General features: G+C 51.0%; 20 protein-coding genes. 11 read left to right on the top strand and 9 right to left on the bottom strand.

Features of this window, described 5'->3' with window-relative positions:
* Position 1 precedes the first annotated feature (1 nt).
* Genes QKW35_RS18295 through QKW35_RS18285 form a run of 3 tightly spaced genes read left to right on the top strand, consistent with a single transcriptional unit; the run spans position 2 to position 2,270 of the window.
* Positions 2-907 (top strand): ABC transporter ATP-binding protein, encoded by a 906-nt coding sequence (locus QKW35_RS18295; RefSeq protein ID WP_282355461.1) that lies wholly within the window; start codon positions 2-4, stop codon positions 905-907.
* Entirely contained in the window at positions 904-1,731 is an 828-nt protein-coding gene (locus tag QKW35_RS18290) for an ABC transporter permease subunit (RefSeq protein WP_282355460.1), read from the top strand. The genes QKW35_RS18295 and QKW35_RS18290 overlap by 4 nt, the downstream gene beginning before the upstream one ends.
* A 14-nt stretch (positions 1,732-1,745) precedes the next feature.
* Positions 1,746-2,270, top strand: a complete 525-nt coding sequence (locus tag QKW35_RS18285) for a nitrous oxide reductase accessory protein NosL (RefSeq protein WP_282355459.1) — start codon at positions 1,746-1,748, stop codon at positions 2,268-2,270.
* A 118-nt stretch (positions 2,271-2,388) separates the two neighbouring features.
* Here the strand turns inward: QKW35_RS18285 and QKW35_RS18280 are convergent, their stop codons facing one another.
* Positions 2,389-3,150 carry a sulfite exporter TauE/SafE family protein gene (locus QKW35_RS18280; protein ID WP_282355457.1) on the bottom strand — a complete coding sequence of 254 codons (762 nt, stop codon included), beginning with the start codon at positions 3,148-3,150 and terminating at the stop codon, positions 2,389-2,391.
* A 200-nt stretch (positions 3,151-3,350) separates the two neighbouring features.
* Positions 3,351-4,415 carry a porin gene (locus QKW35_RS18275; RefSeq protein WP_282355455.1) on the bottom strand — a complete coding sequence of 355 codons (1,065 nt, stop codon included), beginning with the start codon at positions 4,413-4,415 and terminating at the stop codon, positions 3,351-3,353.
* Between the two features lie 452 nt (positions 4,416-4,867).
* Here QKW35_RS18275 and ercA point away from each other — a divergent pair, with 452 nt between their 5' ends.
* The 4 genes from ercA (at position 4,868) to QKW35_RS18255 (ending at position 11,606) form a co-directional block, all read left to right on the top strand.
* The gene (gene ercA / locus QKW35_RS18270; protein WP_282355454.1) at positions 4,868-6,028 is read left to right on the top strand and encodes an alcohol dehydrogenase-like regulatory protein ErcA; all 1,161 of its coding nucleotides are present in this window, start codon (positions 4,868-4,870) and stop codon (positions 6,026-6,028) included.
* On the top strand, positions 6,012-7,739 hold the full coding sequence (locus QKW35_RS18265) for a PAS domain-containing hybrid sensor histidine kinase/response regulator (RefSeq protein ID WP_282355453.1): 1,728 nt from the start codon (positions 6,012-6,014) through the stop codon (positions 7,737-7,739). Before ercA ends, QKW35_RS18265 begins: the two co-directional genes overlap by 17 nt.
* Positions 7,740-7,849: 110 nt before the next feature.
* Positions 7,850-9,013, top strand: coding sequence for a nitric oxide-sensing protein NosP (gene nosP / locus QKW35_RS18260; protein WP_282355451.1), 1,164 nt, complete (start codon positions 7,850-7,852; stop codon positions 9,011-9,013).
* Entirely contained in the window at positions 9,000-11,606 is a 2,607-nt protein-coding gene (locus QKW35_RS18255; protein ID WP_345774507.1) for a PAS domain-containing hybrid sensor histidine kinase/response regulator, read from the top strand. The genes nosP and QKW35_RS18255 overlap by 14 nt, the downstream gene beginning before the upstream one ends.
* 86 nt (positions 11,607-11,692) lie before the next feature.
* On the opposite strand, the gene QKW35_RS18250 is transcribed toward QKW35_RS18255, so the two are convergent.
* The 7 genes from QKW35_RS18250 to purU form a co-directional block, all read right to left on the bottom strand.
* Positions 11,693-12,562, bottom strand: a complete 870-nt coding sequence (locus QKW35_RS18250; protein ID WP_282355450.1) for a LysR family transcriptional regulator — start codon at positions 12,560-12,562, stop codon at positions 11,693-11,695.
* Between the two features lie 664 nt (positions 12,563-13,226).
* The gene (gene bla / locus QKW35_RS18245) at positions 13,227-14,069 is read right to left on the bottom strand and encodes a class A beta-lactamase (protein WP_425608013.1); all 843 of its coding nucleotides are present in this window, start codon (positions 14,067-14,069) and stop codon (positions 13,227-13,229) included.
* Positions 14,070-14,324: 255 nt separating this feature from the next.
* Positions 14,325-15,629 carry a TRAP transporter large permease gene (locus QKW35_RS18240; RefSeq protein ID WP_282355447.1) on the bottom strand — a complete coding sequence of 435 codons (1,305 nt, stop codon included), beginning with the start codon at positions 15,627-15,629 and terminating at the stop codon, positions 14,325-14,327.
* 47 nt (positions 15,630-15,676) lie between these two features.
* The gene (locus tag QKW35_RS18235) at positions 15,677-16,210 is read right to left on the bottom strand and encodes a TRAP transporter small permease (protein ID WP_282355446.1); all 534 of its coding nucleotides are present in this window, start codon (positions 16,208-16,210) and stop codon (positions 15,677-15,679) included.
* An 88-nt stretch (positions 16,211-16,298) separates the two neighbouring features.
* Positions 16,299-17,336 carry a TRAP transporter substrate-binding protein DctP gene (gene dctP, locus QKW35_RS18230; protein ID WP_282355445.1) on the bottom strand — a complete coding sequence of 346 codons (1,038 nt, stop codon included), beginning with the start codon at positions 17,334-17,336 and terminating at the stop codon, positions 16,299-16,301.
* 34 nt (positions 17,337-17,370) lie between these two features.
* Positions 17,371-18,267, bottom strand: coding sequence for a bifunctional methylenetetrahydrofolate dehydrogenase/methenyltetrahydrofolate cyclohydrolase FolD (gene folD / locus QKW35_RS18225; protein WP_282355444.1), 897 nt, complete (start codon positions 18,265-18,267; stop codon positions 17,371-17,373).
* On the bottom strand, positions 18,239-19,093 hold the full coding sequence (gene purU / locus QKW35_RS18220; RefSeq protein ID WP_282355443.1) for a formyltetrahydrofolate deformylase: 855 nt from the start codon (positions 19,091-19,093) through the stop codon (positions 18,239-18,241). The genes folD and purU overlap by 29 nt, the downstream gene beginning before the upstream one ends.
* Before the next feature lie 303 nt (positions 19,094-19,396).
* Between purU and QKW35_RS18215 the strand changes: the two genes are divergently transcribed.
* From QKW35_RS18215 to QKW35_RS18200, 4 genes are all read left to right on the top strand, one after another.
* The gene (locus tag QKW35_RS18215) at positions 19,397-20,311 is read left to right on the top strand and encodes a LysR family transcriptional regulator (protein ID WP_282355441.1); all 915 of its coding nucleotides are present in this window, start codon (positions 19,397-19,399) and stop codon (positions 20,309-20,311) included.
* Between the two features lie 160 nt (positions 20,312-20,471).
* Positions 20,472-21,788 (top strand): NAD(P)/FAD-dependent oxidoreductase, encoded by a 1,317-nt coding sequence (locus QKW35_RS18210; RefSeq protein ID WP_282355440.1) that lies wholly within the window; start codon positions 20,472-20,474, stop codon positions 21,786-21,788.
* Positions 21,789-21,825: 37 nt separating this feature from the next.
* A complete protein-coding gene (locus QKW35_RS18205) occupies positions 21,826-22,176 on the top strand; it encodes a RidA family protein (RefSeq protein ID WP_282355439.1) in 351 nt (116 codons plus the stop codon).
* Positions 22,177-22,235: 59 nt separating this feature from the next.
* Positions 22,236-23,044 (top strand): FAD-dependent oxidoreductase (locus tag QKW35_RS18200; protein ID WP_282355438.1); only part of this gene is annotated, 809 nt, incomplete at its 3' end.

Here is a 23,044-nt window from a genome sequence, read left to right as displayed (position 1 = left end):
TATGAATATCGTCGAATTACAGCAGGTTGAGAAATCCTATCAGGGGGTGAGTGCGCTGCATCAGCTTAATCTCGAGCTGCGGCAGGGGGAGGTCCTGGGCCTGTTCGGTCATAACGGGGCGGGGAAAACCACCACCATCAAACTGATTCTGGGTCTGATTGCAGCCACCGCCGGTCAGGTTCGTGTATTTGGTGAAGACCCCACCCAGTCCGAGGCCCGAACCCTGCGCCGCCAGTTGGGTTTCCTGCAGGAAAACGTCAGCTTTTACGATCAACTTACCGGTCTGGAAGTACTGCAGTATTTTGCCCGTCTGAAAGGGATCTCCAAGCAGAGCTGTCATGCGTTGCTGGAGCAGGTGGGCTTAAGTCAGGCCGGTAGACGCCGGGTGAAAACCTACTCAAAGGGGATGCGTCAGCGTTTGGGGCTGGCGCAGGCGTTGTTGGGTGAACCCAAGCTGTTGTTGCTGGATGAACCCACTGTGGGGCTGGATCCCATTGCCACTCAGGATTTTTACCGCCGCATCGAGCAGCTAAAAGAACAGGGGTGTACGGTGATTCTCTGCTCCCACGTGCTGCCGGGTGTGGAAAAGTATATCGATCGTGCGTTGATTCTGGGCCGCGGTAAGCTGTTGGCCGAAGGCAGCGTCAATGATCTGCGGCAGCAGGCGAACCTGCCCGCCACTTTCCATCTGCAGGGTGATCTGACGTTGCCCGATCATCTCGCTGCGAACGCCCGTACAGAGGGAACCTCGACCCGCCTGGACGTCTCTCTGAAGAATAAAATGGACACGATGCAGCAGCTGATTGCATTACCGGGGCTGGAAAACATCGATATCCATCTACCGTCGCTGGAAGACCTCTATACCCACTTTATCGAGTCACATCAGGTGCAGGAGGCAACCCCATGAGCGCTGTATTTACGGTTGCAAACAAAGAGTTTCATGACGGTCTGCGTAACCGCTGGGTGTTGTCGATCTGTATTATCTTCGCGGTGCTGGCGATAGGTCTGGCCTATTTCGGTGCGGCTGCAGCAGGTAAGGTAGGTTTTACCTCACTATCTTCCACTATCGTCAGCCTGGCGAGTCTGGCGGTGTTTATTATTCCGTTGATTGCGCTGATGCTGGCCTATGACGGCATCGTTGGCGAGGATGAAAACGGTACGCTGCTGTTGCTGATGACCTATCCGCTCTCCCGTTGGCAGTTGCTGCTGGGCAAAATGATGGGGCAGGGCGCGGTGATGGCATTCTCCACCTTGGTGGGCTTCGGTTCTTCGGCGGTGATGATGGGCATCTTCTCCGAGACGACCAGTTGGGGTGAACTGATTGGCCCCTATATGGTGTTTATCTTCTCCGCTATGCTGCTGGGCTGGATCTTTATTGCCATCGCCTACGTGATCAGTGCGTCGGTTTCCGAGAAGTCCAAAGCGGCGGGGATCGCCCTGATCGTCTGGTTCCTGTTTGTGTTGGTGTTCGATTTGGGGTTACTGGGCATGCTGGTGGCCACTCAGGGAAACGTGGATGAAACCCTGTTCCCTTACCTGTTGCTGCTGAATCCAACTGATATCTTCCGTTTGGTGAATATCACCTACTTTGCCGATCAGAACCTGAGCGGACTGATGGCGATTACCCAGCAAACGCAGTTCTCAACGTTTTCACTATTCGGTGGCTTGCTGGTCTGGCTGTTGCTGCCCGTTAGTTTGGCGATGCTGATATTCAGTCGCCGCGGACTTTAAGGGGAGGTGGCCGTATGAAAACGCTAATGCGTGCCTTAATGCTAGTGCTGACGTTGGCGATGCTCTCCGGCTGCGGAGAGGAAGAGGACAAGATCGCGATGGTACAGCAGGTTGTTGCTATCGAGAGCGGTGACGAGTGCCACCTGTGCGGTATGATCATCACCAATTACCCGGGCCCTAAGGGTCAGCTCTATTCCCGTGGCAAAGTGGGCAGTATGAAGTTCTGCTCAACCCGGGATATGTTTGCCTTTATCGTTGATCCAGAGAACCAGCACAACATCCAGCAAGCTTTTGTGCATGATATGGCGGTAACCCCTTGGGAACATCCCGATGAGGAAACCTATATCGACGCCAAGCAAGCCTTTTACGTGGTAGGCCACGGTAAAAAAGGTGCAATGGGCCCAACGTTGGCCAGCTTTTCAAATCAGGAGGATGCTGAAGCTTTTGCCAAGGTGGAAGGTGGTAAGGTACTGCGTTTTGATCAGGTCACTTTGCAGGTGCTGATCGACATGAACCAACCGCTGGGACATGGAGAGTAACGTTTAGAGATCGGTTGTCGGGCATCGCTGTGCGATGGCCGACCTACAAAGTGCTTTGTGGTAGGTTGGCCTTGGCTGCGTGAAGCCCAACAGCCAACTGATGAGTTTTGCACCTAGACTACCCCAGCAGTTGATATCCCGAACGTGCCAATCCGATTACCGAGACAGTGATCAGCAGCACCAGCGCCAGGTTACGGAAACTGCGGTTACCGGCGCGTTTAAAGAGAAAGCTACCAATGCTCAAACCGATCACCATCGGGATCAGGAAGACCAGGCCAAGGCTGACTACTTCGCCGGTAAGCAACGATTGATGCCCGGTCCAGATCAAGGCGTAGATATCGGTGAAGGCGAAAAACGCCACCAGGGTTGCGCGGGTGGCGATGGGGGACATCTGGGTATACAGCATCATCAGCACCACCGGCAAACCACCGATGGCCGCGGCACCGTTTGCCAGGCCTGATGCAAAACCGGTTGCCAGGGGCAGACGTGGCATATCGTTTTTCTGTTCAAAGCCTAACAGCAGCAGGATGGCGCAGATGAGCACCATGGAGCAGATCAGCAGGCGGGTTTGGGCTTCCGGAAGGTGGGCCAGCAACCAGACCCCGATGGGTGTACATATAAGGGTGCCAATCAGCAATTGCCCGAGCAGCTTGCGGTTAATCTGGCGCAGTACGCCGGGCAGCAGGTGAATACTCGCGGCGATCTCTAGCATAAAGATTGTGGGCACAACCATCTTAGGTGGCATAAACAACGCAAGGCTGGTAACGGTCAGTGAGGAGAAGCCAAAGCCACTGTAACCACGCAGGATCGCTGCACCAAAGATGATGCTGATAGCTGTGACCAGTTGCCACAGTGGCAGATCCAGCTGCATTCCAAACATAAGGTCGCTCCTGCGCAGAAAAGATAAATATCTGAGGCTAGGAGGATGTGAGCAGAGCGGTTAGCACCAGCGACGGCGCATTGGTTAGACCAGATAAGAAAGAAGGAAGATAAACGGATAAAGAAAAGCCGCAGCGGCTGTGAAGGGGGTACAGCGGCTGCGGTAAAGTTCCCTTTTGGGAAACGCCAGCTAAAGCGCTATTACCAGCTCAGGGACGCACCCACGGCGATCTGGTCGGTTTCATCACCGGCGGAATCAACCATATCGTACTCGACGATCAGCTTCAGGTTGCTGTTTACGTCGTAGAAGTACGCAACGGAGTCCATCTCTTTTTCGCTGCCGTTGAGGTCGGTCTGGCCGTGGGACAAAACGAAACGGTGGCCGTCTACGGAGTAGGAACCCTGTACCAGATAGCCGTCGCTCTCGGTTTCCGAGGTCAGGGTTTTACCCGCGAATGTGGTATCGATACCTTCCTGGTCATAGCCGGATGCGGTCAGCTGGAAGCCACCGAAGGCTACACGTGCACCGTACGCCAGGCCGGATGCATCAACATCACTGGCTTCGTTCTCACCTGCTGCACCACCAACCCAGGCGTTAAATTTGCCGCCTTCGAAGTCGGTTGCGTAGGTTACTTCTGCTTCCACACGTGCACTGTTGTTGGTGTTGGAATCAGCACTTTCACCACTGGAGGGATCAAGGATACCGGCCGCGATCTGGAAGCCGTTCATCGGTTTGGTGCGGTAGGTGATCTGGGCACGTGGCTGTGCGTATGGGTAACCTACCGAGATGTTACCCAGTGTTACGATACCGCTGTCCAGGGATGGCAGACCGGTACCCAACAGCAGTTCGTCGCTGAAGATGTTGCTGCGGGCATACAGGCCGAAGTCCTTACCAAACAGAACCTGGCCGAAGTCACCGTCTACGGTGGCGTAGAACTGACGTACATCGATTCCGCTGTTGGTTGGAGTGGTGTGGCCATCGTTGATGGACACCCAGAAAGAGGAGCGGCCGCCCACAGTCAGATCACCCACCTGCTTGCTTACGTTGAAGCCGATGTAGTTTGGCAGGAAACCCATACGTACGCGTTGCTGTTTTTCACCGGTCGCTTCATTGTCGGTCGCTGTGAAAAACGCGTTGAAGTGACCATCAGCAGAGAAGGAAGTGCCATCCTGTTCGTATAGGGTAATGCCAGCCTGGGCCTGGCTTGCCATCGCAACAGATAGCGCTACCGGACAGAGCTTCAGCATCAGTTTTTTATTGTTCATGTGTTCCCCCGTTCGAGTGTGGTTTTGTCTTTTTGGATTCGATAGAGCGATTATTCGGAAAGGGGAAGCAGCAAGGTATCGCGCTTTTGTGCCTGTTTTGCTGCACTTTGGCAGACGATCGTGCGAATAGTGTTTTTGAATGGGTGTACGGCATTGTGGCGTACAACCTCGGGTGTGCGACGGTGCAGGTGAGTCAGGTTGACCGGAAAGTAGAACAAAATGCTGCAGGTGAACAACGCGTTGCTACATTCAAGTTTGCTAATTTGTTGTAATTTAGAAGTATTCGCATTGGTCGAACGCTGTATTATCCTTGGGGTACAGGGAACTGCCCCAGCACAACAACAAGCACAATAAACGATGCGTAAAGGTCTGTTGGAACAGACCACTACAATAAAAAAGGAAACCGGTATGCCAAGGATAGGGCGCTGAATCCGGTTCAGAGTTGAACACAGATGAGTGACATTTCCAGTCTCCGCAAGTTTGTATCGCCTGAGATTATCTTTGGTGAGGGCGCGCGCAAAACGGTCGCGAACTACGCTCGCACCTTTGGTGCCCGGCGTGTACTGGTCGTATCTGATCCGGGGGTTGCTCGCGCAGGGTGGGTGCGCGACGTTGAGCAATCATTGGAGGAACAGGGTATCGACTATGTGACCTTTACCGATGTATCACCCAACCCGCGTGCGGAAGAGGTGATGAAAGGTGCGCATTTCTACCGTGAACACGACTGCAACGTAATCGTGGCCGTGGGTGGCGGCAGTCCGATGGATACTGCAAAAGGGATCGGCATTATCTCTGCCAACGGCGGTGACATTTTAAGCTACGAAGGTGTGGATACCATTCACGCACCGATTCCCCCACTGATCTTTATTCCAACCACCGCCGGTACCTCGGCCGATGTGTCCCAGTTTGCGATCATTTCCGACCAGCAGGAGAAGGTGAAAATCTCCATTGTGTCCAAAGCCGTGGTGCCTGACGTTGCGTTGATCGATCCGGAAACGACCATGACCATGGACCCGTTCCTGACCGCCTGTACGGGCGTGGATGCGATGGTGCATGCGATTGAGGCGTTTGTTTCTACCGGCGCAGGTCCTCTGACCGATATGCATGCGCTGGATGCGATCCGCCTGATCAGTACCAACCTGCGCCCGCTGGTCGCCGATCCGAGTAATCTGGCTCTGCGTGAGCAGGTGATGCTGGGGTCGATGAAAGCGGGTCTGGCGTTCTCCAATGCCATTCTGGGGGCCGTGCATGCCATGTCCCACAGTCTGGGTGGGTGGCTCGACCTGCCGCATGGTTTGTGCAACGCAATGCTGCTGGAGCACGTGATCGCCTACAACTACTCCAATGCCGCAGACCGCTTCAAGGTGGTTGCCGAAACCATGGGGCTGGACACCCGTGGGCTGAATCAGACCGAGATCAAAGCGCGTTTGATGGCCGCAGTAATCGAGCTGAAACGGGATGTGGGTCTGAGCCAGAAACTGGCGGAAAACGGGGTGAGCATAAGCGATATCCCTGTGTTGTCCGAAAAAGCGATCAAGGATCCATGCATACTCACCAACCCGCGCAAGTCTAGCCAGCGCGATGTTGAGGTGGTCTATGAAGAAGCGCTCTGATCAGGCCACCGTTGATGACCTGATCGGCTTAGGTAACCAATCCGCCCGTAAAAGTTACTACGCGGAACTGGTGACCAAAATCGAAGAGCTTGAAGCGGAACGTAACCGCTATATGTGGCTGTTCGAAAATGCCCTGCACGGGATCTTCCAGGCAGATATGTCGGGTGGACTGCGTGCCGCAAACCCGGCCATTGCAAAAATCTGTGGCTACGACTCTGCAGACGAAATCCTTGCCCACATCGCCCGCATCGACCAGCAACTTTTTCTGTCACCGCAGGACTTTTCTTTTGTCACCGATTGTTTGCATTCCTGCGGGCATGTGTTTGGTTATGAAACCCGCATGCAACGCAAAGACGGCTCGGCGGTGGATGTGTCGCTCAACGTCCTGCTGAAGCAGGAGGGGCAGCAGCAGGTGATTGAGGCGTTCGTACAGGATATTACCGAACGCAAAAAAGCGCAGGACAATCTGAAGAAGCTGAACGAAGAACTGGAAGCACGGGTGGAGGAACGTACCCGTGAACTGGTGGGCCTGAACGATAAGCTTTGGCGTGAGATCGCCGAGCGTGAGCAGGCACAGAAAGAACTCAAGGTCGCCAAAGAAGTGGCCGAACAGGCTAATGTCAGCAAAGACAAATACCTGGCAGCGGCCAGTCATGACCTGTTGCAACCGATGAACGCTGCCCGCTTGTTGATATCTACCTTGCGGGAGCGCGAACTGGCAGGCGAAGAGGGACATCTGGTCGAGCGGGTCCATATGGCGCTGGATAATGCCGAAGAGCTGCTGGCCGACCTGCTGGATATCTCTAAATTGGATCAGAATGCGGTGAAACCCGATCCGGCGGAATACAGCGTCAAGACGTTACTGGATCCGCTGATTACCGAGTTTCAGGCGGTGGCGCAGGATGCCGATCTGGAATTGCGTTGTGTACCCTCCAGCTTGAACGTGACCACCGATTCGCGCCTGTTGATCCGTATTCTGCGCAACTTCCTCTCCAATGCGATCCGTTATACCAATGACGGCCGTGTGCTGGTGGGGTGCCGTCGTGGACCGCACAGTGTACGTATCCAGGTGTGGGATACCGGCCTTGGTATTCCGCAAGACCGTATCCAGGATGTGTTCAAAGAGTTCCAGCAACTGGAGCGCAAAAAGCGTAAGCGCACCGGCGTGGGGCTGGGCCTGGCGATTGTAGACCGCATCGCTCGTGTACTTGACCATCCAATCCACGTCATCTCCCAAGTGGGTGTTGGCTCCATGTTCTCCATCGAGGTGCCACTGGCGCAATCCAATACCGCAGAGCCGCGTGTGATGCCGCAGTACACCGTCCCAACCGATCAGATCGTTCAGTCTCGTGTACTGGTGATCGACAATGAAGAGAACATCCTGGTCAGCATGGCTGCGCTGTTGGGACAGTGGGGGTGTGAAGTGGAAACGGCGGCGGATGAACATGAGGCGCTGGAAGTGATTGAACGGTTGAGTTGGGTACCCGACGTTATCGTTGCAGACTACCATCTGGATGAAGACCAGACGGGCACTGATGCGATTCTGAGTATTCGGGAAACTTTGGGCCTGAACATTCCGGCGATGGTGATCACCGCCGATCGCAGCGACGAATGCCGCCAGCTGTTCCGTGACCATGGCTTGCCGGTACTGAACAAACCGGTGAAACCCGGCAAGTTACGCTCGTTGTTAACCCATCTGCTACAGAGTTAGGCCGTGCCTTAGCTGTCGCACATCATGGGATTGGGGTCGTAAGTAGTATTCAGCTCTTCAAAACAGCCCCCTAGAATGGAAACATACAGGCAAAATCCGGGTGGTCTCTGGTGGAATATTCTGAATCTGTCCTTTGTGTAGCATCTTTCAGCCGCTCTCCCGAGCAGGCCGCAGCTGAACTGCGCCAGCAATTGTCGGGCGACGCCTTGGATCTGGTGCTGTTCTTCTGCTCCGCAGAATACGACCTGCCCCGGCTTGCGGGTGCGCTCAATCAGCAGTTTGAAGATATTCCGCTGGTGGGCTGTACCACCGCCGGCGAGATTACCCCACAGGGGTACGGTCAGGGCTGTATTACCGCTATCGGTTTCCGCCGGGGGCATTTTGCCGTGGCTGCGGTGGGCGTGAACGAGCTGCACAGCTTCAGTCTGACCGATGCACAATCGATGGTGGATCGGTTGATCAGCGCATGCCGCGCCAAGGAGATCGCGCCGATTAAGGGTAACAGCTTTGCGCTGACCCTGTTCGATGGCTTGTCGATCCAGGAAGAGATGGTCCTGGCGTCCCTTAATGCCGCCCTCGGCAGTATCCCTACTTTTGGCGGCTCGGCTGGGGACGATGTTCACCTCACCAACACGCACGTGTTTTTTGACGGCCAATTCCATTCCGAATCTGCCGTGGTGTTGCTGTTTAACACCGCCTGCCGCTTTGAAGTATTCAGTACCCATCACATGCGCAATTGCAGCGAAAAGCTGGTGGTGACGGCCGCTGATCCTGAGGCGCGGCGTGTGCTGGAACTCAATGCCGAGCCCGCAGCCGTGGAGTATGCCCGTGCGGTGGGGGTGGAGTTGTCCGAACTGAACCATGAAGTCTTTGCACTGAAGCCAATTGCGGTGAAGCTGGGGGATGAGTACTTCGTGCGCTCTATCCAGCAGGTGAACGACGATCTGAGCCTGACCTTCTACTGCGCCGTGGAGAACGGCATCGTGCTGACGGTGATGGAACCCGGCCCGATCATCCCGAATCTGCAGCAGCAACTGGCGGATATCCGTGAAGAGGTGGGTGAACCGCAACTGGTGATCGGCTGTGACTGTTTCCTGCGCCGGCTTGAGATCGAACTGCTGGGGATCTGCGATGAGGTTTCTGAGATCCTGCGGGAAAACCGTGTGATCGGTTTCAACACCTACGGTGAGCAGACGGCAGGCATGCATATCAACCAGACATTTACCGGGGTGGCGATCGGCCCATGCCCGGAAGGCGGGTGTGCGGGTGAATGAAGCAGAGATGCGCCAGCGACTCGCTGAGCTGGAGCAGGAAAACGCCAAGCTGAAACGCATCAACGAGGTGCTGATCGAGCGGGTGGAGTCTGGTAGCTCCCAGGTGGCAAACCCGTACGCGGCGTTTGAGCATTCGGTCGTGCTGGCCGAACAGGTGCGGGAACGGACCGAGTTGCTAAACGCGGCCCTCGCCGATCTGAAAGCCTCCAACCGCAAGTTGCACCAAGCCAACGAGCAGGCGGCTACTGCCCATCAGCGCCTTATCGATGCGATCAACAGTATCTCCGATGCCTTTGTATTGTTTGATGCCGAACGTCGGGTGGTGCTCTACAACAACAAATTCCGCACCATCTGGTACGACGTAAACGTCGAGATTCAGGCGGGTATCACCATTCAGGATATCTGGAATCTGGGTCACGAATCGGGGCTGATCGCCGAAGCCCACGATGATGGCGAAAGTGGTAACAAGATCTTCCGTCTCTGCAACGGTAAATGGTTCCAGATGAGCCAGCGCCCGACTCAGGACGATGGCTTGGTGGTGCTGTATACCGATATCACTGGATTGAAAGCGCGGGAAACTGCGATCCGCGAACGGGCGCTGGAGCAGAAAAGTAAGCTGTTGCAGGCTACCGTGGATAACCTGTCACAAGGCGTGGCGCTGGTGGACCACGAGGGCCGCCTGGAGGTGTGGAACGACCGCTTCCTGGAGCTGACCGGTGTGGATCCGTCCGCGGCTGCAGAGCACTCTCCTTGGGCGTCACTGACCGTTTCCCACAAACATATTCTGCAGCACGCACTGTCGGCCGCGCAGCAGGGGGAAGTGGTGGCATCGGACCAGCGTGAGCACAACGGCCGGGTAATCGAGGTGCGCACCCACCCAATGCCCACCGGTGGTTTTGTAAACACCTATACCGATATCACCGAACGTCACCAGTATGCGGAGACCCTGCGCGAAAGTGAGCAGTGGATTCGCCTGATCACCGACAATGTGCCTGCGCTGATCTGTTATGTGGGGCAGGATGAGTGTTATCAGTTCACCAACAAGGTGTACGACGAGTGGTACGGCTGGCCGCGTGGCGCCCTCAACGGCGAGCCGATCACCAAGGTCCACGACGCCGCCCAGATGAAGATCCTCAAGCCCTATTTTGACCGGGCGATGGCAGGCGAGTGTGTCACCTTTGAGATGAGCGAGCCAAATCTTGCGGGTGAAGAGCGCATTTTGTTGAAGTCTTACGTGCCCAACCTGGATGCCGACGGTCAGGCGCTCGGTTGTTTCGTAATGATCCGAGATATCACCGAGCGTATCCGTACCGGCGAGGAGCTGAAGCAGGCCTACCAGATGATGGAGCAGCGCGTGATCGAACGTACCTCCGAGTTGACCCATGTGAACCAGCAGCTGCGTCTGGAGATCAACGAGCGCTCCCTGATCGAATCACGCCTACGCGAAGCCAGTCAGGAGGCGGAACGCGCCAACATCTCCAAAACCAAATTCCTCGCGGCAGTCAGCCACGATCTGCTGCAGCCACTGAATGCAGCACGTTTGTTTACCAGTGCCCTGATCGAGCAACCGATGGAAGCCAAGACAAATGCGTTGGTACTGTCGGTCTCCAATTCGCTGGAGGATGTGGAGTCCCTGCTCAGCACGCTGGTGGATATCTCCAAGTTGGATGCGGGCGCGGTGGTGCCGGATGTGATCTCCTTTAACGTCAGCGACCTGTTACAGAACATCGCCAACGAGTATCGCCAGGTGGCCCAGAGCGAAGGGCTGGAGCTGCGTTTTGTATCTTGTGACGTGACCATCAACTCCGATTCCCAGCTGCTGGCGCGTATCCTGCGTAACTTCCTCTCCAATGCGATCCGGTACACGGAAACCGGGCGCATCCTGCTGGGATGCCGCCGTCGGGAGCACGGTCTGCTGATTCAGGTGTGGGATACCGGCGCCGGTATACCGGCAGCGAAAAAGCAGGAGATCTTCCAGGAGTTCAAGCGGTTGGAGAACAAACACAGCGGGCAGGACAAAGGGCTGGGCCTGGGGCTGGCCATCGTGGATAAGATCTCGCGTGTACTGGCCCACCCAATCTATGTGGAGTCTGAGCAGGGTGTCGGATCGGTGTTCTCCGTGGAAGTGCCATATGGCACCAAGGCGCCAAGCCAGGGCGAGATGCACGGTCCCAATATTCCGCAGCGCCTGGACCGCCTGCAGCGTACCCGTATCTGGGTAATCGATAACGATCTGACTATCTGTCAGGGCATGGATACGCTGCTGAGTGGCTGGGGTTGTGACGTGGTCACAGCCCTGTCGGTGGATGACCTGACCGCCAAGCTTGATCCGGCCAATACACCCGTGGATCTGCTGATTGTGGATTATCACCTCGACAACGGTGAAAACGGCGTGGATGCTGCCGAGGAGATCCGCAGTATGCTGACAGACGATGTCCCCGTGCTGATGATCACCGCCAACTACTGCAAGGAGCTGAAGGCGGAGATCCGGGAGCTGGGCTACATGCTGATGAACAAGCCAGTGAAACCGCTCAAGCTCAAGACTACCCTGAGCCACATGCTAGAATGCCCGCTGGAGACGGGGGCCTTCTGATCTGTCCGCCAACCCGCCCGCGGCTGAACCGGCGTGGGCGGTGGTCGACTGGCTGATAGAACACTTTGAGGGTTATTGCGAGCCGTTCAGATAACCGCGTTGTTGGTGGGAAGCTCCAGCGCTTTGGCCTGCTCCAGCAGGGTTTCAATCGCTTTCAGCGGCAGGCTGTTGCGGTGATAGATCAAGGTGGTGGAGATCTCTGCAAGATGTGGGGAGATCGCTTCTGTTTCCAGTTCATCACAGTGGCGATTGCCGAGCACAATCCAGCGTGGCATTAGAGTGTATCCCAGTCCCATCGCCACACAGCCCAGAATACCGTCCAAGGTGCCCAGCTCCATCACATCGTCGCTCTGGTAGCCGGCTTCCTGCTGCCATTGCAGGGCGCGGGCACGGTAGGCACAACCCTCACGGAACAGGATCAGCGGCAGGTTGGATTGGTGCTGATGCTTGGCCCGTACCAGCACCAACTGGTCTTCAAACACATCCACGGCATTGAGCTCCGGATGCCTGACCGGACCACCAACAAAAGCGCAATCCAGTTTATGCTCCAGTACCTGTTCTATGAGGGCTGCGGAGGTATCGGTCTGCACAAACAGATCCACACCGCGGTGGGTTTCACGTAGAGACTTCAGCAGCGGTGGCAAACGCAGGGCCGCGAAGGATTCCATCGATCCGATACGCAGCTCGCCACTCATCTCGCCAACCTGGCGCACCGCGGCACCCGCCTGGGATTCAAGCTGAAGCAGTTGACGGGTGTATTCCAGCAGTACCTTGCCGGACGGCGCCAGTTCCAGGCCTCGGCCTTTGCGGTAGAACAGCTCCGCACCCAGCTCTTCCTCCAGACGTTTGATCCGGGTGGTGACGTTGGATTGTACGGTGTTGAGCTTGCGCGAGGCTGACAGAATGCCGCCTTCCTCAACAACGGCCTGGAAGGTGCGTAGAGCGATAAACTCCATAATGTATTCCAATATAAGAATCGTTTTATATGAAGTTATCCTAAATCAAGAAAGGAGGGTTTGTCTTGGAGATAGGTAAGGTGGCGGCAAAACCGCCACCTTAGGAGCTGAGGAATTTATGCAATCAGCCTTATTCACGTGGCTCTCGTGCCATGGTGTAAAACTCACGGTTGGCCTGCATGGAGGTGATGATTGCTATACGGTTGGAAAGACCAAGAATGCGGTAATCCCGGCGATATTCCAAATATCCTCGTCGTCATACCCGTGAGCGTAGAATGACTCATAGTTATCCTGACAGATCAGTTCCGGTGTCTGGGACAGCGCCCCTCGCCAATCCAGAGTTCCTGATACGTGTCCGAATCAGCGACTACGCTGGCATATGTATAACGGTGTCCTTTGAAAAGCGCGAACTTATCCATCACCAACCGTAAATCGATGTACAATTCGGCGGATGCGCTTCCCTTTACCGTCGTGTGGCAATTCCGGGCTCCAGGGTGTAGCCAGTCTATTTTCTGGGCTTTGGGCCGCAGTTAATACACAGAACTCGGTGTGCAAAGAAATACAGCAAGCCTTTTAAGTGGAAGAGGTCTCGTTACGGGTGTTCCATTACTCTATAGGTTGATTGTGGGATACATTGTTACGGAAAACCCGCCTGCGTGATTTACTATTGGCTTTGGATCTTTTCGACAATGACCGCACCGATCTCCGCAATCACCTGATTCCGTGTTGGAAAATCCGCACCGTTCTCTGTTAGATAAACGGTTACCAAGATAGGGCCTTTCTCCGGTGGCCAAATGACAGCGACGATCGAACGCGAGCCGTATCCGCCTGCGCCTGATTTATCGCCGATTTCCCAGCCTTCAGGTAAGGATGCACGGAGTAAATCGTCTGCGACTTTGTCGTCGATCATCCATTTTGTGAGTTGTCTACGTGAAGGTACTGAAAGAGCTTTGCCGAAAAGCAGTTCTTTGAGAGTCCTCAACGCGGCAGCTGGAGTCGTTGTATCCCGGAGATCGCCGGGAGCACCCTCATTTAGTTTGGTTTCCCATCGGTCAAGCCGAGTTGTGTCATCTCCAATTCCGCGTAGGAACATGGTCAATCCTTGTGGCCCGCCGATTGTTGCTAAAAGTAAGTTCGCCGCTGTGTTATCACTCATTGTCATGGTTGCGTTGCACAGCTCTCCGACTGACATGCCGGTTTGAAATAGATTCTCCGTAATCGGTGACCAGTTGACGATCTCTGATTTTTCAAACGTAATGTGTCGATCTAGGCTCTCATCGCCTGCATCCACCTTTGCCAGGATGGCTCCGCAGAGCACAATCTTGAACGTACTGGAGATAGGGAAACGATCATGGGCGTTATATGCCAATTTTTCACCATTATTGAGATTGAGCATCACTAACCCGATCCGACCGTCGAGCTTGTTTTCGATAGCTGCAATCTTCTTCTCAAATGATTCTTCGGCTTGAGCGGCATGAGAGAAGGCCATCGCTGAAAGGACGAACATTCCCGCTCGGAAAATTTTTGGTACAAGTGCACAAATACGTAACATCAGAGTTTTATTTCCTTCACTGTAAAGTAGATATGGCATTTTTCAGATTCATCATGCGAACTATGCTTCTGAAAATAGCCGGCATGCAGAAATAATTTGAAAACACAAACCTAGTTAATCGAAGTTTGTAACTTCAATGACAATATGTCGACTAGCACATAAGAGTAAAAAAGCCTGCATAGCAGGCTTAAAGGGTGACGAACGGATAGTTTAACCTTGTATTCCAAGCACCAGCTGGGGAAGCCATAGCGAAAGTTGAGGAATGTAAGTTACAGCGAGAAGAGTTGGTAGCCAGGCAAAAGCGATCATACAAAGTGTCGGGTTCATCATCTGGTTAATTTTGGCTCCTCCTAATTGCCCTCCTAGATATAAGAGAGGAGCTGTGGGGGGGGTGATGTTGCCCATGCCTAGATTGACACCTACGATCGCAGCAAACTGAATTGGGCTAACGCCTAGTTCAATTGCTAGAGGGAGAAGTATTGGGGTTGCTAGCAATACCGCACTTGCATCGTCCATTAGCATACCGATAATAATCATGAAAAGGTTGATCATTAACAGGATTAGCAATGGGTTTTCTGTTATTGATGTTAGGATTTCCATGATGGTTCCAGGCAGGTCTTCCATGATATACAACCGGCTCAAAATCATTACGGTGTAGAGCATGACCATAATAACACCAGTGGTAACAGCAGCTTCAAGAATAGCCTGGAGGAAGCTTTTACCGTTCAAGCCTTTGTAGATAAAGAAACCCACAGGAATAGCATAGAGTACTCCTAAGGCTGCAGCTTCAGTAGGAGTTACTATTCCTCCGTAGATCCCGCCTAGAATCAGAAAGGGCATAGCTAATGCTGGAACCGCTTTAACACTGCGCTTAACCAGTAGCTTCTGAAACGTATTTAGATCTATAGGGTCTTCCAGTACCAGATCTTTGTTTTTGCGGACAAGAACCACATTCACTAAACAGAGTAAGACTGTAAGGATCAACCCAGGGATTACTGTGGCGAGAAATGCTGCAAGGACTGATTGGTTGCCAATCCACGCATAGAGAATCATTATCGCACTTGGTGGAATAAGCAGTCCTAGTACCGACGCATTTGCAATGAGAGCTGCGGAGTGTCCCTGGGGATAGCCTGCTTTCTTCAGTTTTGGGAACATAATTGCTCCGATACCTGAAAGAGTAGCCGCTGCACTACCAGTAATTGAGCCAAATACTGCACAGGAAAGTACTGTTACTACCCCAAGCCCACCTTTCATTCTTCCAACAAAGAGGTCGACTAACTCTACCAACTTGTCGCCTATGTGCCCCCTGTTAATTATGCCCCCGGCAATAATAAACAACGGAATTGCAAGCAGGACAGGGTTGCTCATTCGGCTGAAACCAAATGGAAGAAGGAAGCTAGGGTCGTAGTCTGCTGAAAAGATGAGAAAGGTTGTAGAAGCCAGAAATGCAAAAGGTACGGGTACACCGATAACAAGCGTAATAATTAACAATATCAGAGCGATAACTGACAGCATTATATTGTCTCCTTATAGATATCTGAGGGGATCAACCAGAATGCTGGTCAAACAGTAGATTTTTTGAAGTCGTGGTTTTTTGAGGTGCTACAAGATTGCTTAAAGCTATGAATTTTCTTCAATAAATCAACAAAGAAATAACAGCTCATCATCGCAAATCCAAAGAATACTGCGCTGTGTCCTACAGCTAGAGGAATTTGTAGCCGGGTGCTTTGGCCACCAGCTTCCAAGCTCCACATAAAGAAATCCCAGCCCCAGACGGTGTAAAGAGCTGAAAGAGAGAATGTAATAAAATCGGCCATAATTGCAACGCAATAGCGTAACGCTGGAATATTACAGTAAATGGAGAATGCCTCTGCAGTGATATGCTTTCCTTCATAGCTTGCATAAGAAGCACCGATAAAGTACATCCAGAATGAACCAATGATTAAGAGCTCTTCCAGTCCGTGAAAACTTACACCTAGTACATAGCGAAAGAAAGCACCGCAGCATACGCCAAGAATAATGAATAAACTGCCTGATATAGCCAGTATTCGCTGTGTTTTGAGGGCTGCGTCATTAATAGTTGTTATTAAACCCATAGAATTTGCCTGATAGAAACAGCAAAGAGGTCTGCTGTAGATCTCAAAACCGGCAGCGGAAATAATTCCGCTGCCCCTTTATCTTGATTCAGTTAGAAGCCAGACTTGGCTGATAAGCTTTTTGCATCCCCTCAATGATTTCTGGTGTCAGGCGCTCACGTAGCTTAGGCCAGGTGATTTCTCGTGCCTGCTTTGCCCATGCCTGAAGTTCTGCACCAGACAGCCGGATTACATTGATACCCTTAGACTGCAGCTTTTCCTGATGTGCCAGATCGTTTTCCTCAGCAAGATCGATACTTTCCAGGGAGTACTTTTGGGCGATTTTCTGAACAATCTTGCGATCGTTTTCCGGCAGTTTGTTCCACATCGCGTCGCTGGCTAACCAGCCGTATGCATCGATAAAGTTATTGGAAACGACAAAGTGCTTAATAACGTCTCGGAACTGAAGGTAGTTCAGGGTAGATGAACCACCGCTCCAGCCATCAGCTACGCCTGTTTGCAAGGAGGTATACAACTCTGCGAAAGGAACGGATACAGTCTGGAAGCCCTGGTCTTCAGCAGCTGTTTTGAAAATATCCATTGGAGGTACACGCAGCAGTACATTCTTAGTTGCACCAGGTTGGCCAACGTTGTCCGGTAGTTTAGTCAGGCCGAAACCACCAAAACCATCGACATGGAAACCCAGCAACTTCACTTTCTGGGCGCTGATCAGTTGATCCATGGTGGAATAAAGATAAGAGCCAGGTGTGTAGGTTTTACGCACTTCATCGTAATTCGTTGCTAGGTAGTGCAGATACATCACCTCCAGGCGGGTATCGAACTGACTTGGAATATTGATCAGGCCCATATCTATTGTGCCACGTACCAGCTCTTCAAATACCTGGGTGTAATCACCCAGCTGGTTAGCGGGGAATACACGAACACTTACTCGGCCATCCGTCGCTTCTTCGACGTCTTTTTTGAAGCCTTTCTGAGCCAGAGTTACCGGATGATCTGGTGCAAACATACCGGCAAAATTAATTTTTACAGTTTCGGCAGAATGAGCATTGGTTATCCCTGACAGTAAAAAGCCCGAGGTCAGAGCGGCAATTGAGAAGGCTTTTTTAGCCCGTTGCAGAAGTTTCATATTAGAGTACCTCTTATTGTTATTGTTCATGTGGCTAGTTGTGGTTTTTCTTTCTTATTGCTGCATCCAAGGTGTTTTGCATGAGCATAGAAATGGTCATAGGGCCTACACCGCCGGGAACAGGGGAGATTGCGGCTGCTTTTGGGTAAACCTCGGCATAGTTGACGTCACCAACTAATCGGCTGGAGCCATCTTTCGTAGTGATCCTATTAATACCGACATCGATAACGACTGCTCCAGGCTTGATCCACTCTTCAGTTACCAGTTCAGGGATACCAACGGCGGCTACGACGATGTCGGCTTGCCGACATAGCTCTTCTGGCCGTTCCGTTCTGCTGTGAATGATTGTGACCGTACAGTTCTCCTTCAGCAGTAGGCTTGCCATAGGCTTGCCAACAATATTGGAGCGGCCAATAACCACTGCATGTTTGCCAGTCAGGTTTTCTCCAAGCGCTTTCTTAATAAGGTATAGAGAGCCTGTTGGCGTACATGGCAATAACGCGTCTTCTATATCTCCGGTCATCAAGCGCCCGGCATTTAAGTAGTGGAAACCATCGACATCTTTTTCTGGAGCGATCGATTGAATTACCTTATGCGGATCAATTTGATCGGGTAATGGCAGCTGCACCAGAATGCCGTCAATATCGTTATCCTTGTTAAGGCTTTCAATCAGTTCGAGAACCTCACTCTCGGAAGTATCCTCATGCAGGTTGTACTGACGGGAAAGGAAACCACACTCCTCCGCACGATTGCTCTTATTTCGAACATAAACGCTGCTGGCGGGGTCTTCACCGACAAGAATAACGGCAAGGCCAGGTTGTACATTTTCGGACTGTTTTCGAGACTTGATTACATCAATGATCTCGCGGGCAGCCTCTTTACCATCAATGTCCCGTTTATCGTTATTCAAAAATGACTGTGCGATGCTCATTTAGTAAAATCCTGTGTTCCAATTGAAGTTTTACGGCTTTAGCCAGAACCTGGCACTCTGTATCGCGGCCAATAGCAACCATCGCATTTGCGGATACCGCATGATCAACGCGCTTTACGCCTTGTTCGATGATTGGTCCTTCATCAAGGTCCGCTGTTACGTAATGAGCTGTTGCTCCAATCAGTTTCACACCCCGGTCGTGTGCCTGATGGTAGGGTTTTCCACCTTTGAAGCTAGGCAGGAATGAGTGGTGGATATTGATCACTTTACCTGCGAGTTTTTGACACAGATCGTCAGAAAGTACCTGCATGTAACGTGCAAGGATTACCAGATCGATTTCCTGATCCTCAATCAGCTTGATTAACTGAGCCTCCTGCTCAGGTTTCGTCTCTGCGGTAATCGGTAGATAGTAAAAGTCTACACCTTCATGTTCCGCGCGAGATCTGTAAGTTTCGTGGTTTGAAACTATAGAAACCAGCTCCATTGGTAGTTGGTTTATAGAATGTCTGTACAATAAGTCATTAAGACAATGTCCCAGTTGTGAAACCATAATCATGACTCTTGGTTTTACCGCAAGATCATGAACAGACCAATCAACTTGAAAATCTGCAAGTGCTTCTGAAAAACCAGATTTAAAGTCCTCAAGGCTGAAAAAATCTTCCACTGAAAAACAAAGCCTCATAAAGAAACGATTCTCGTCAGAATCTACATACTGCCCACTTTCCACAATATTTCCTCCGCACGAGGATATATAACTGGAAACTGTGCTTATAATTCCTTTGCTGTCATCGCATGCAAGGGTGAGAACGATTTTTTGTTTATTCATAATCAGGTTCTTTTGGTTGGGTTGGTTTTCCTGCCAAGAAAATTGGTGGAGGCCCTTTGGGTTTCTGGTAAATAAACAGTTAAGCTGGCTTTTTGTATGTTCTAATTAAATCTTTTTAATTACTGATGACGCTAACTGTTGTTAATTTATAACTTAGGGTAAGAGTAGGGACAAAGGAGGATATGGAATCAAGCGATTCCATATTGGAATGCTTTGTTATCGCTGCTACTTGAGTTGGGTTATGATGAGATAAATCAATAGTTGTTCGTTTCGAGGTTTGCTGTGCGTAGATATCTTCCGTTTATGAGTTCCTTGGCCTTCTTTGAGTCCGCAGCCCGATTAGGGAACTTTACAAAGGCTGCAGAAGAGTTGTGTGTTACTCAGAGTGCCGTCAGCAAAAAAATTAAGATCTTGGAGGAGTGGTTGGGCTTTGATCTGTTTGTCCGAGAGCCTCGACAACTAATCCTTACAGAAGCTGGGCATGAGTTTTATGGCGAAGCCAAAAGTGTGTTGCGTCAGATGACGGAAAGCGTTGGGCGCATTAGGCGCTATGCTGATGCTAATGCGGTGACTGTTACTTGCACCCAAGCTGTATCACATTACTGGCTGTTCCCGCGAATTACGCGTTTCAACCTTGTGCATCCGGACATCGCAATCAATATCTACGCTTCTAACGAGATAAGTGAAGATATGTGCTCTCAGTTTGATTTGGGGGTGCTTAACGGGACTGGAGAATGGAGATCAGAGTTCCACAGTCATTTGCTGTTTGTGGAAAGGATCTATCCTGTGTGTCACAACGACTATCCGGTTGATCGGTTGTTAACACCGGAGCAGCTTTTGAATGAAAAATTGATTCACCTAGATCCATCGGTATGGCGTTGGCCAACATGGATTGATTGGTTTGCAAGTTTTGGTATCGATTATGAAATCCCAGTTAATGCACAGGTTTTTAACCAAATAACGCTGGCGCTAGAGGCTACTCGGCAAGGTATGGGGGTAGGACTTGGCTGGGAATTTATGACTGAGCAGATGATAGAGCGACACGAACTAAAGCGCGTTAGTACGCATTTTTACGCCCCTAATATGGCTGACTTTTTGGTTTATAGAAAATCTAAAGAGTTATCTGATGCTGCGAAAGTGTTTCGGGACTGGCTTCTTGCTGATGTGTCATGCGAGCTTGAAAGTGGTCTTGATTTGGATGGCAATACCTCCCTCTAACTTATTGCTTTTATTTGTTTTAAGGCTAGTTGTTTTTGTTGGAAAAACTGACGCTTGTTATCAATTCCATTTTGGAATGGCTTGATTCTGTAAATTCGTTTGTGGGAGATTGAGCTGCTACCTAGTATGACTTCGAAGAATATCCTTTCGGAGTTGCAATATGAAACAAATAAAACGATTTCCTGCTGTGGATGGATCTCTGGGATGGTATGAAAGTATGCCTAATCAGAGGACTCATCCTATTATTAAGGTCACAGAAAATGGTTCCTTTGATTATGTAGTGGTTGGAGCCGGTTTTACTGGCTTGTCGGTTGCAGGTCGACTGGCTGAGCTGGAGCCTCAGTCAAGTATTGCTCTAGTTGATGCTCTTTTAGTCGGTCAGGGAACTTCCGGTCGTAATGCTGGTTTTATTATCGATATACCCCACAATCTTGATGCTACTGATGCTGATAGGTTTACTGATTCTTATATCCGAAGCCTAAACGGTTTCGCGATATCAAGGCTAGATAATATCCGCAAATCACAGGGTGATGATGTTTATTGGCGTCAGATTGGGAAGTACCTGGCAGCGCATGAAGAAAAACATTTCAAAAACCTAGAAGGGTTTGCCGCGACTCTTGATAATATAGATGAGCCTTACTCTGTGGTCGAAGGCTCAGAGTTAAAGGAAAAGTTAGGGACTGGTTATTATAAAAAGGCAATATTTACCCCTGGCAATGTTCTTGTTAATCCTGCTGCTTTGGCATTGTCTGTTTCTAAAGGTCTTCCGGAAAATGTGACTGTTTTTGAGAGTTCAAAAATCACAGCGTTTGACTGGGAGTCCAAAAAGTTGTTCTTTGGTAGTCAAACTTTGGAGGCGGACAAGATTATTCTGGCTACCAATTCATTTACCGAAGAATTTCGTGGCTGTACAAATAAACTGGCGCCTATTTTTACATATGCAAGTCTGACTAGGCCATTAACCGCTGCTGAACTCGCACAGTTTGAAGGTGTTGGCTCATGGGGGGTTACCGCTGCACATCCTGCGGGGTCAACTGTTAGGTTCACTCCTGATAATCGGATACTGATTCGAAATTCCTTTGATGTTCTACCAGGACTGAGCAGTAATCAAAAGCTTATTGAAAAGGCCAAGGTTCAGCACCGGAAGTCTTTCCTGAAGCGCTTTCCAGAGCTTAATACTGTTCCCTTTGAGCATAGTTGGGGGGGGATGCTTTGTATGACTATGAATCATGAGCCTGTATTTAGTGAATGCCGCCCAGGCGTTTTTGCTATAGCAGCCATGAATGGAGTAGGTATTGCGAAGGGTACCTATCTCGGTTACTACATGGCAGAAATGATCGTAGGCAATAAGAGTGACAGCCTAGACTTTATTCTAAATAGCTCAAATCCAAGCTGGGTTCCACCAGACCCGTTGCGGAGCTTAGGTGCAAAAATGCGCCTCTCACTTGAGCAGCGCCTGGCTAAAGGTGAAAAGTAAAACAATTCTTAAGAATAGATATTGGAACATACATACTATGAATATTGTTAGAAAAAATAGCTCTCCTCGAATGAGTCAGTCTGTTGAAGTAAATGGTTTTTTGTTTATGGCAGGCCAGGTCGCAGATAACCTTGATGGTGATATTGTAAGCCAAACTCAGTGTGTTCTTTCTAAAATCGATGGCCTTTTAGATGATTCGGGTTTTGATAAATCAAGGCTGGTCGACGTGAAGATTTATATAGCCAATGGCGATGATTTTGAAAGAATGAATGCTGTATATGAGGCATGGATTGGCAATGAAAATCAACCTGTAAGGTTGTGCCTTGTTTCAGACTTTCCTAATTCAATGTATCTGATTGAAGTTCAGGCGATGGCAGCTGTCAATTAACCTGACCGACACCTTTTTACGCTTTCATCCGGTTGATACTAATAAGAACGGGGAATTTGATGCAGCATTATTCAGGTTTTGGGCTGTTTAAGCACAGTTTGAGTCATCACGAGAACTGGCAGCGCGCCTGGCGTAATCCTACGCCAAAGAAAAAATATGATGTGATCATTATCGGTGGCGGAGGGCACGGTCTGGCGACAGCTTACTATCTGGCAAAGGAGCATGGTATTACCAATGTGGCGGTCATCGAAAAAGGTTATCTGGGGGGAGGGAACACTGCCCGGAATACTACTATTGTTCGGTCTGGATATCTTTGGGATGAGTCAGCGCTGCTCTACGAACATTCACTGAAAATGTGGGAAGGTCTGTCTCAGGACCTGAACTATAACGTGATGTTTTCTCAGCGTGGTGTACTCAATCTGGGACATACTTTAGGCGATATGCGTGACTTGAACCGCAGGGTTAATGCCAACCGACTGAACGGCATAGATAGTGAAATGCTGGATTTAAAACAGGTTCAGGAGCTTTTACCTCACCTGAATTGTTCTAAAAGTGCGCGCTATCCAGTTATGGGGGCATCTTGGCAGGGGAGGGCAGGTGTTGCTCGTCATGACGCAGTAGCCTGGGGCTTCGCGCGTGGTGCTGACGCACACGGCGTAGACCTGATCCAGAAAACTGAAGTAACCGACCTGATCATCGAAGATGGCACCATTGTAGGTGTTAAGACCAGCCGTTACGGCGACATCATGGCAGACCGTGTAGGTTCCGTAGTGGCGGGTAACTCCGGTGTGGTTGCGAAGATGGCCGGTTTCGAACTGCCGCTGGAATCCCACCCGCTGCAGGCACTGGTATCCGAGCCGATCAAACC

It is taken from the genome of Pontibacterium granulatum (assembly GCF_029961155.1).
In the GTDB taxonomy this organism is placed as follows: Bacteria; Pseudomonadota; Gammaproteobacteria; order Pseudomonadales; family Balneatricaceae; genus Pontibacterium; species Pontibacterium granulatum.
This window is presented reverse-complemented; position numbering and strand designations above follow the sequence as displayed.

What these genes read in the sequence shown, in the direction of transcription:
- QKW35_RS18295 (WP_282355461.1), top strand. Translation starts at nt 2, where the DNA reads ATGAATATCGTCGAATTACAGCAGGTTGAGAAATCCTATCAGGGGGTG.
- QKW35_RS18240 (WP_282355447.1), bottom strand. Translation starts at nt 15,629, where the DNA reads ATGCTGTCAGTTATCGCTCTGATATTGTTAATTATTACGCTTGTTATC.
- bla (WP_425608013.1), bottom strand. Translation starts at nt 14,069, where the DNA reads ATGTTCGTCCTTTCAGCGATGGCCTTCTCTCATGCCGCTCAAGCCGAA.
- QKW35_RS18285 (WP_282355459.1), top strand. Translation starts at nt 1,746, where the DNA reads ATGAAAACGCTAATGCGTGCCTTAATGCTAGTGCTGACGTTGGCGATG.
- QKW35_RS18265 (WP_282355453.1), top strand. Translation starts at nt 6,012, where the DNA reads ATGAAGAAGCGCTCTGATCAGGCCACCGTTGATGACCTGATCGGCTTA.
- QKW35_RS18280 (WP_282355457.1), bottom strand. Translation starts at nt 3,150, where the DNA reads ATGTTTGGAATGCAGCTGGATCTGCCACTGTGGCAACTGGTCACAGCT.
- QKW35_RS18210 (WP_282355440.1), top strand. Translation starts at nt 20,472, where the DNA reads ATGAAACAAATAAAACGATTTCCTGCTGTGGATGGATCTCTGGGATGG.
- QKW35_RS18215 (WP_282355441.1), top strand. Translation starts at nt 19,397, where the DNA reads ATGAGTTCCTTGGCCTTCTTTGAGTCCGCAGCCCGATTAGGGAACTTT.
- purU (WP_282355443.1), bottom strand. Translation starts at nt 19,093, where the DNA reads ATGAATAAACAAAAAATCGTTCTCACCCTTGCATGCGATGACAGCAAA.
- QKW35_RS18275 (WP_282355455.1), bottom strand. Translation starts at nt 4,415, where the DNA reads ATGAACAATAAAAAACTGATGCTGAAGCTCTGTCCGGTAGCGCTATCT.
- ercA (WP_282355454.1), top strand. Translation starts at nt 4,868, where the DNA reads ATGAGTGACATTTCCAGTCTCCGCAAGTTTGTATCGCCTGAGATTATC.
- QKW35_RS18290 (WP_282355460.1), top strand. Translation starts at nt 904, where the DNA reads ATGAGCGCTGTATTTACGGTTGCAAACAAAGAGTTTCATGACGGTCTG.
- dctP (WP_282355445.1), bottom strand. Translation starts at nt 17,336, where the DNA reads ATGAAACTTCTGCAACGGGCTAAAAAAGCCTTCTCAATTGCCGCTCTG.
- QKW35_RS18235 (WP_282355446.1), bottom strand. Translation starts at nt 16,210, where the DNA reads ATGGGTTTAATAACAACTATTAATGACGCAGCCCTCAAAACACAGCGA.
- QKW35_RS18250 (WP_282355450.1), bottom strand. Translation starts at nt 12,562, where the DNA reads ATGGAGTTTATCGCTCTACGCACCTTCCAGGCCGTTGTTGAGGAAGGC.
- folD (WP_282355444.1), bottom strand. Translation starts at nt 18,267, where the DNA reads ATGAGCATCGCACAGTCATTTTTGAATAACGATAAACGGGACATTGAT.
- QKW35_RS18205 (WP_282355439.1), top strand. Translation starts at nt 21,826, where the DNA reads ATGAATATTGTTAGAAAAAATAGCTCTCCTCGAATGAGTCAGTCTGTT.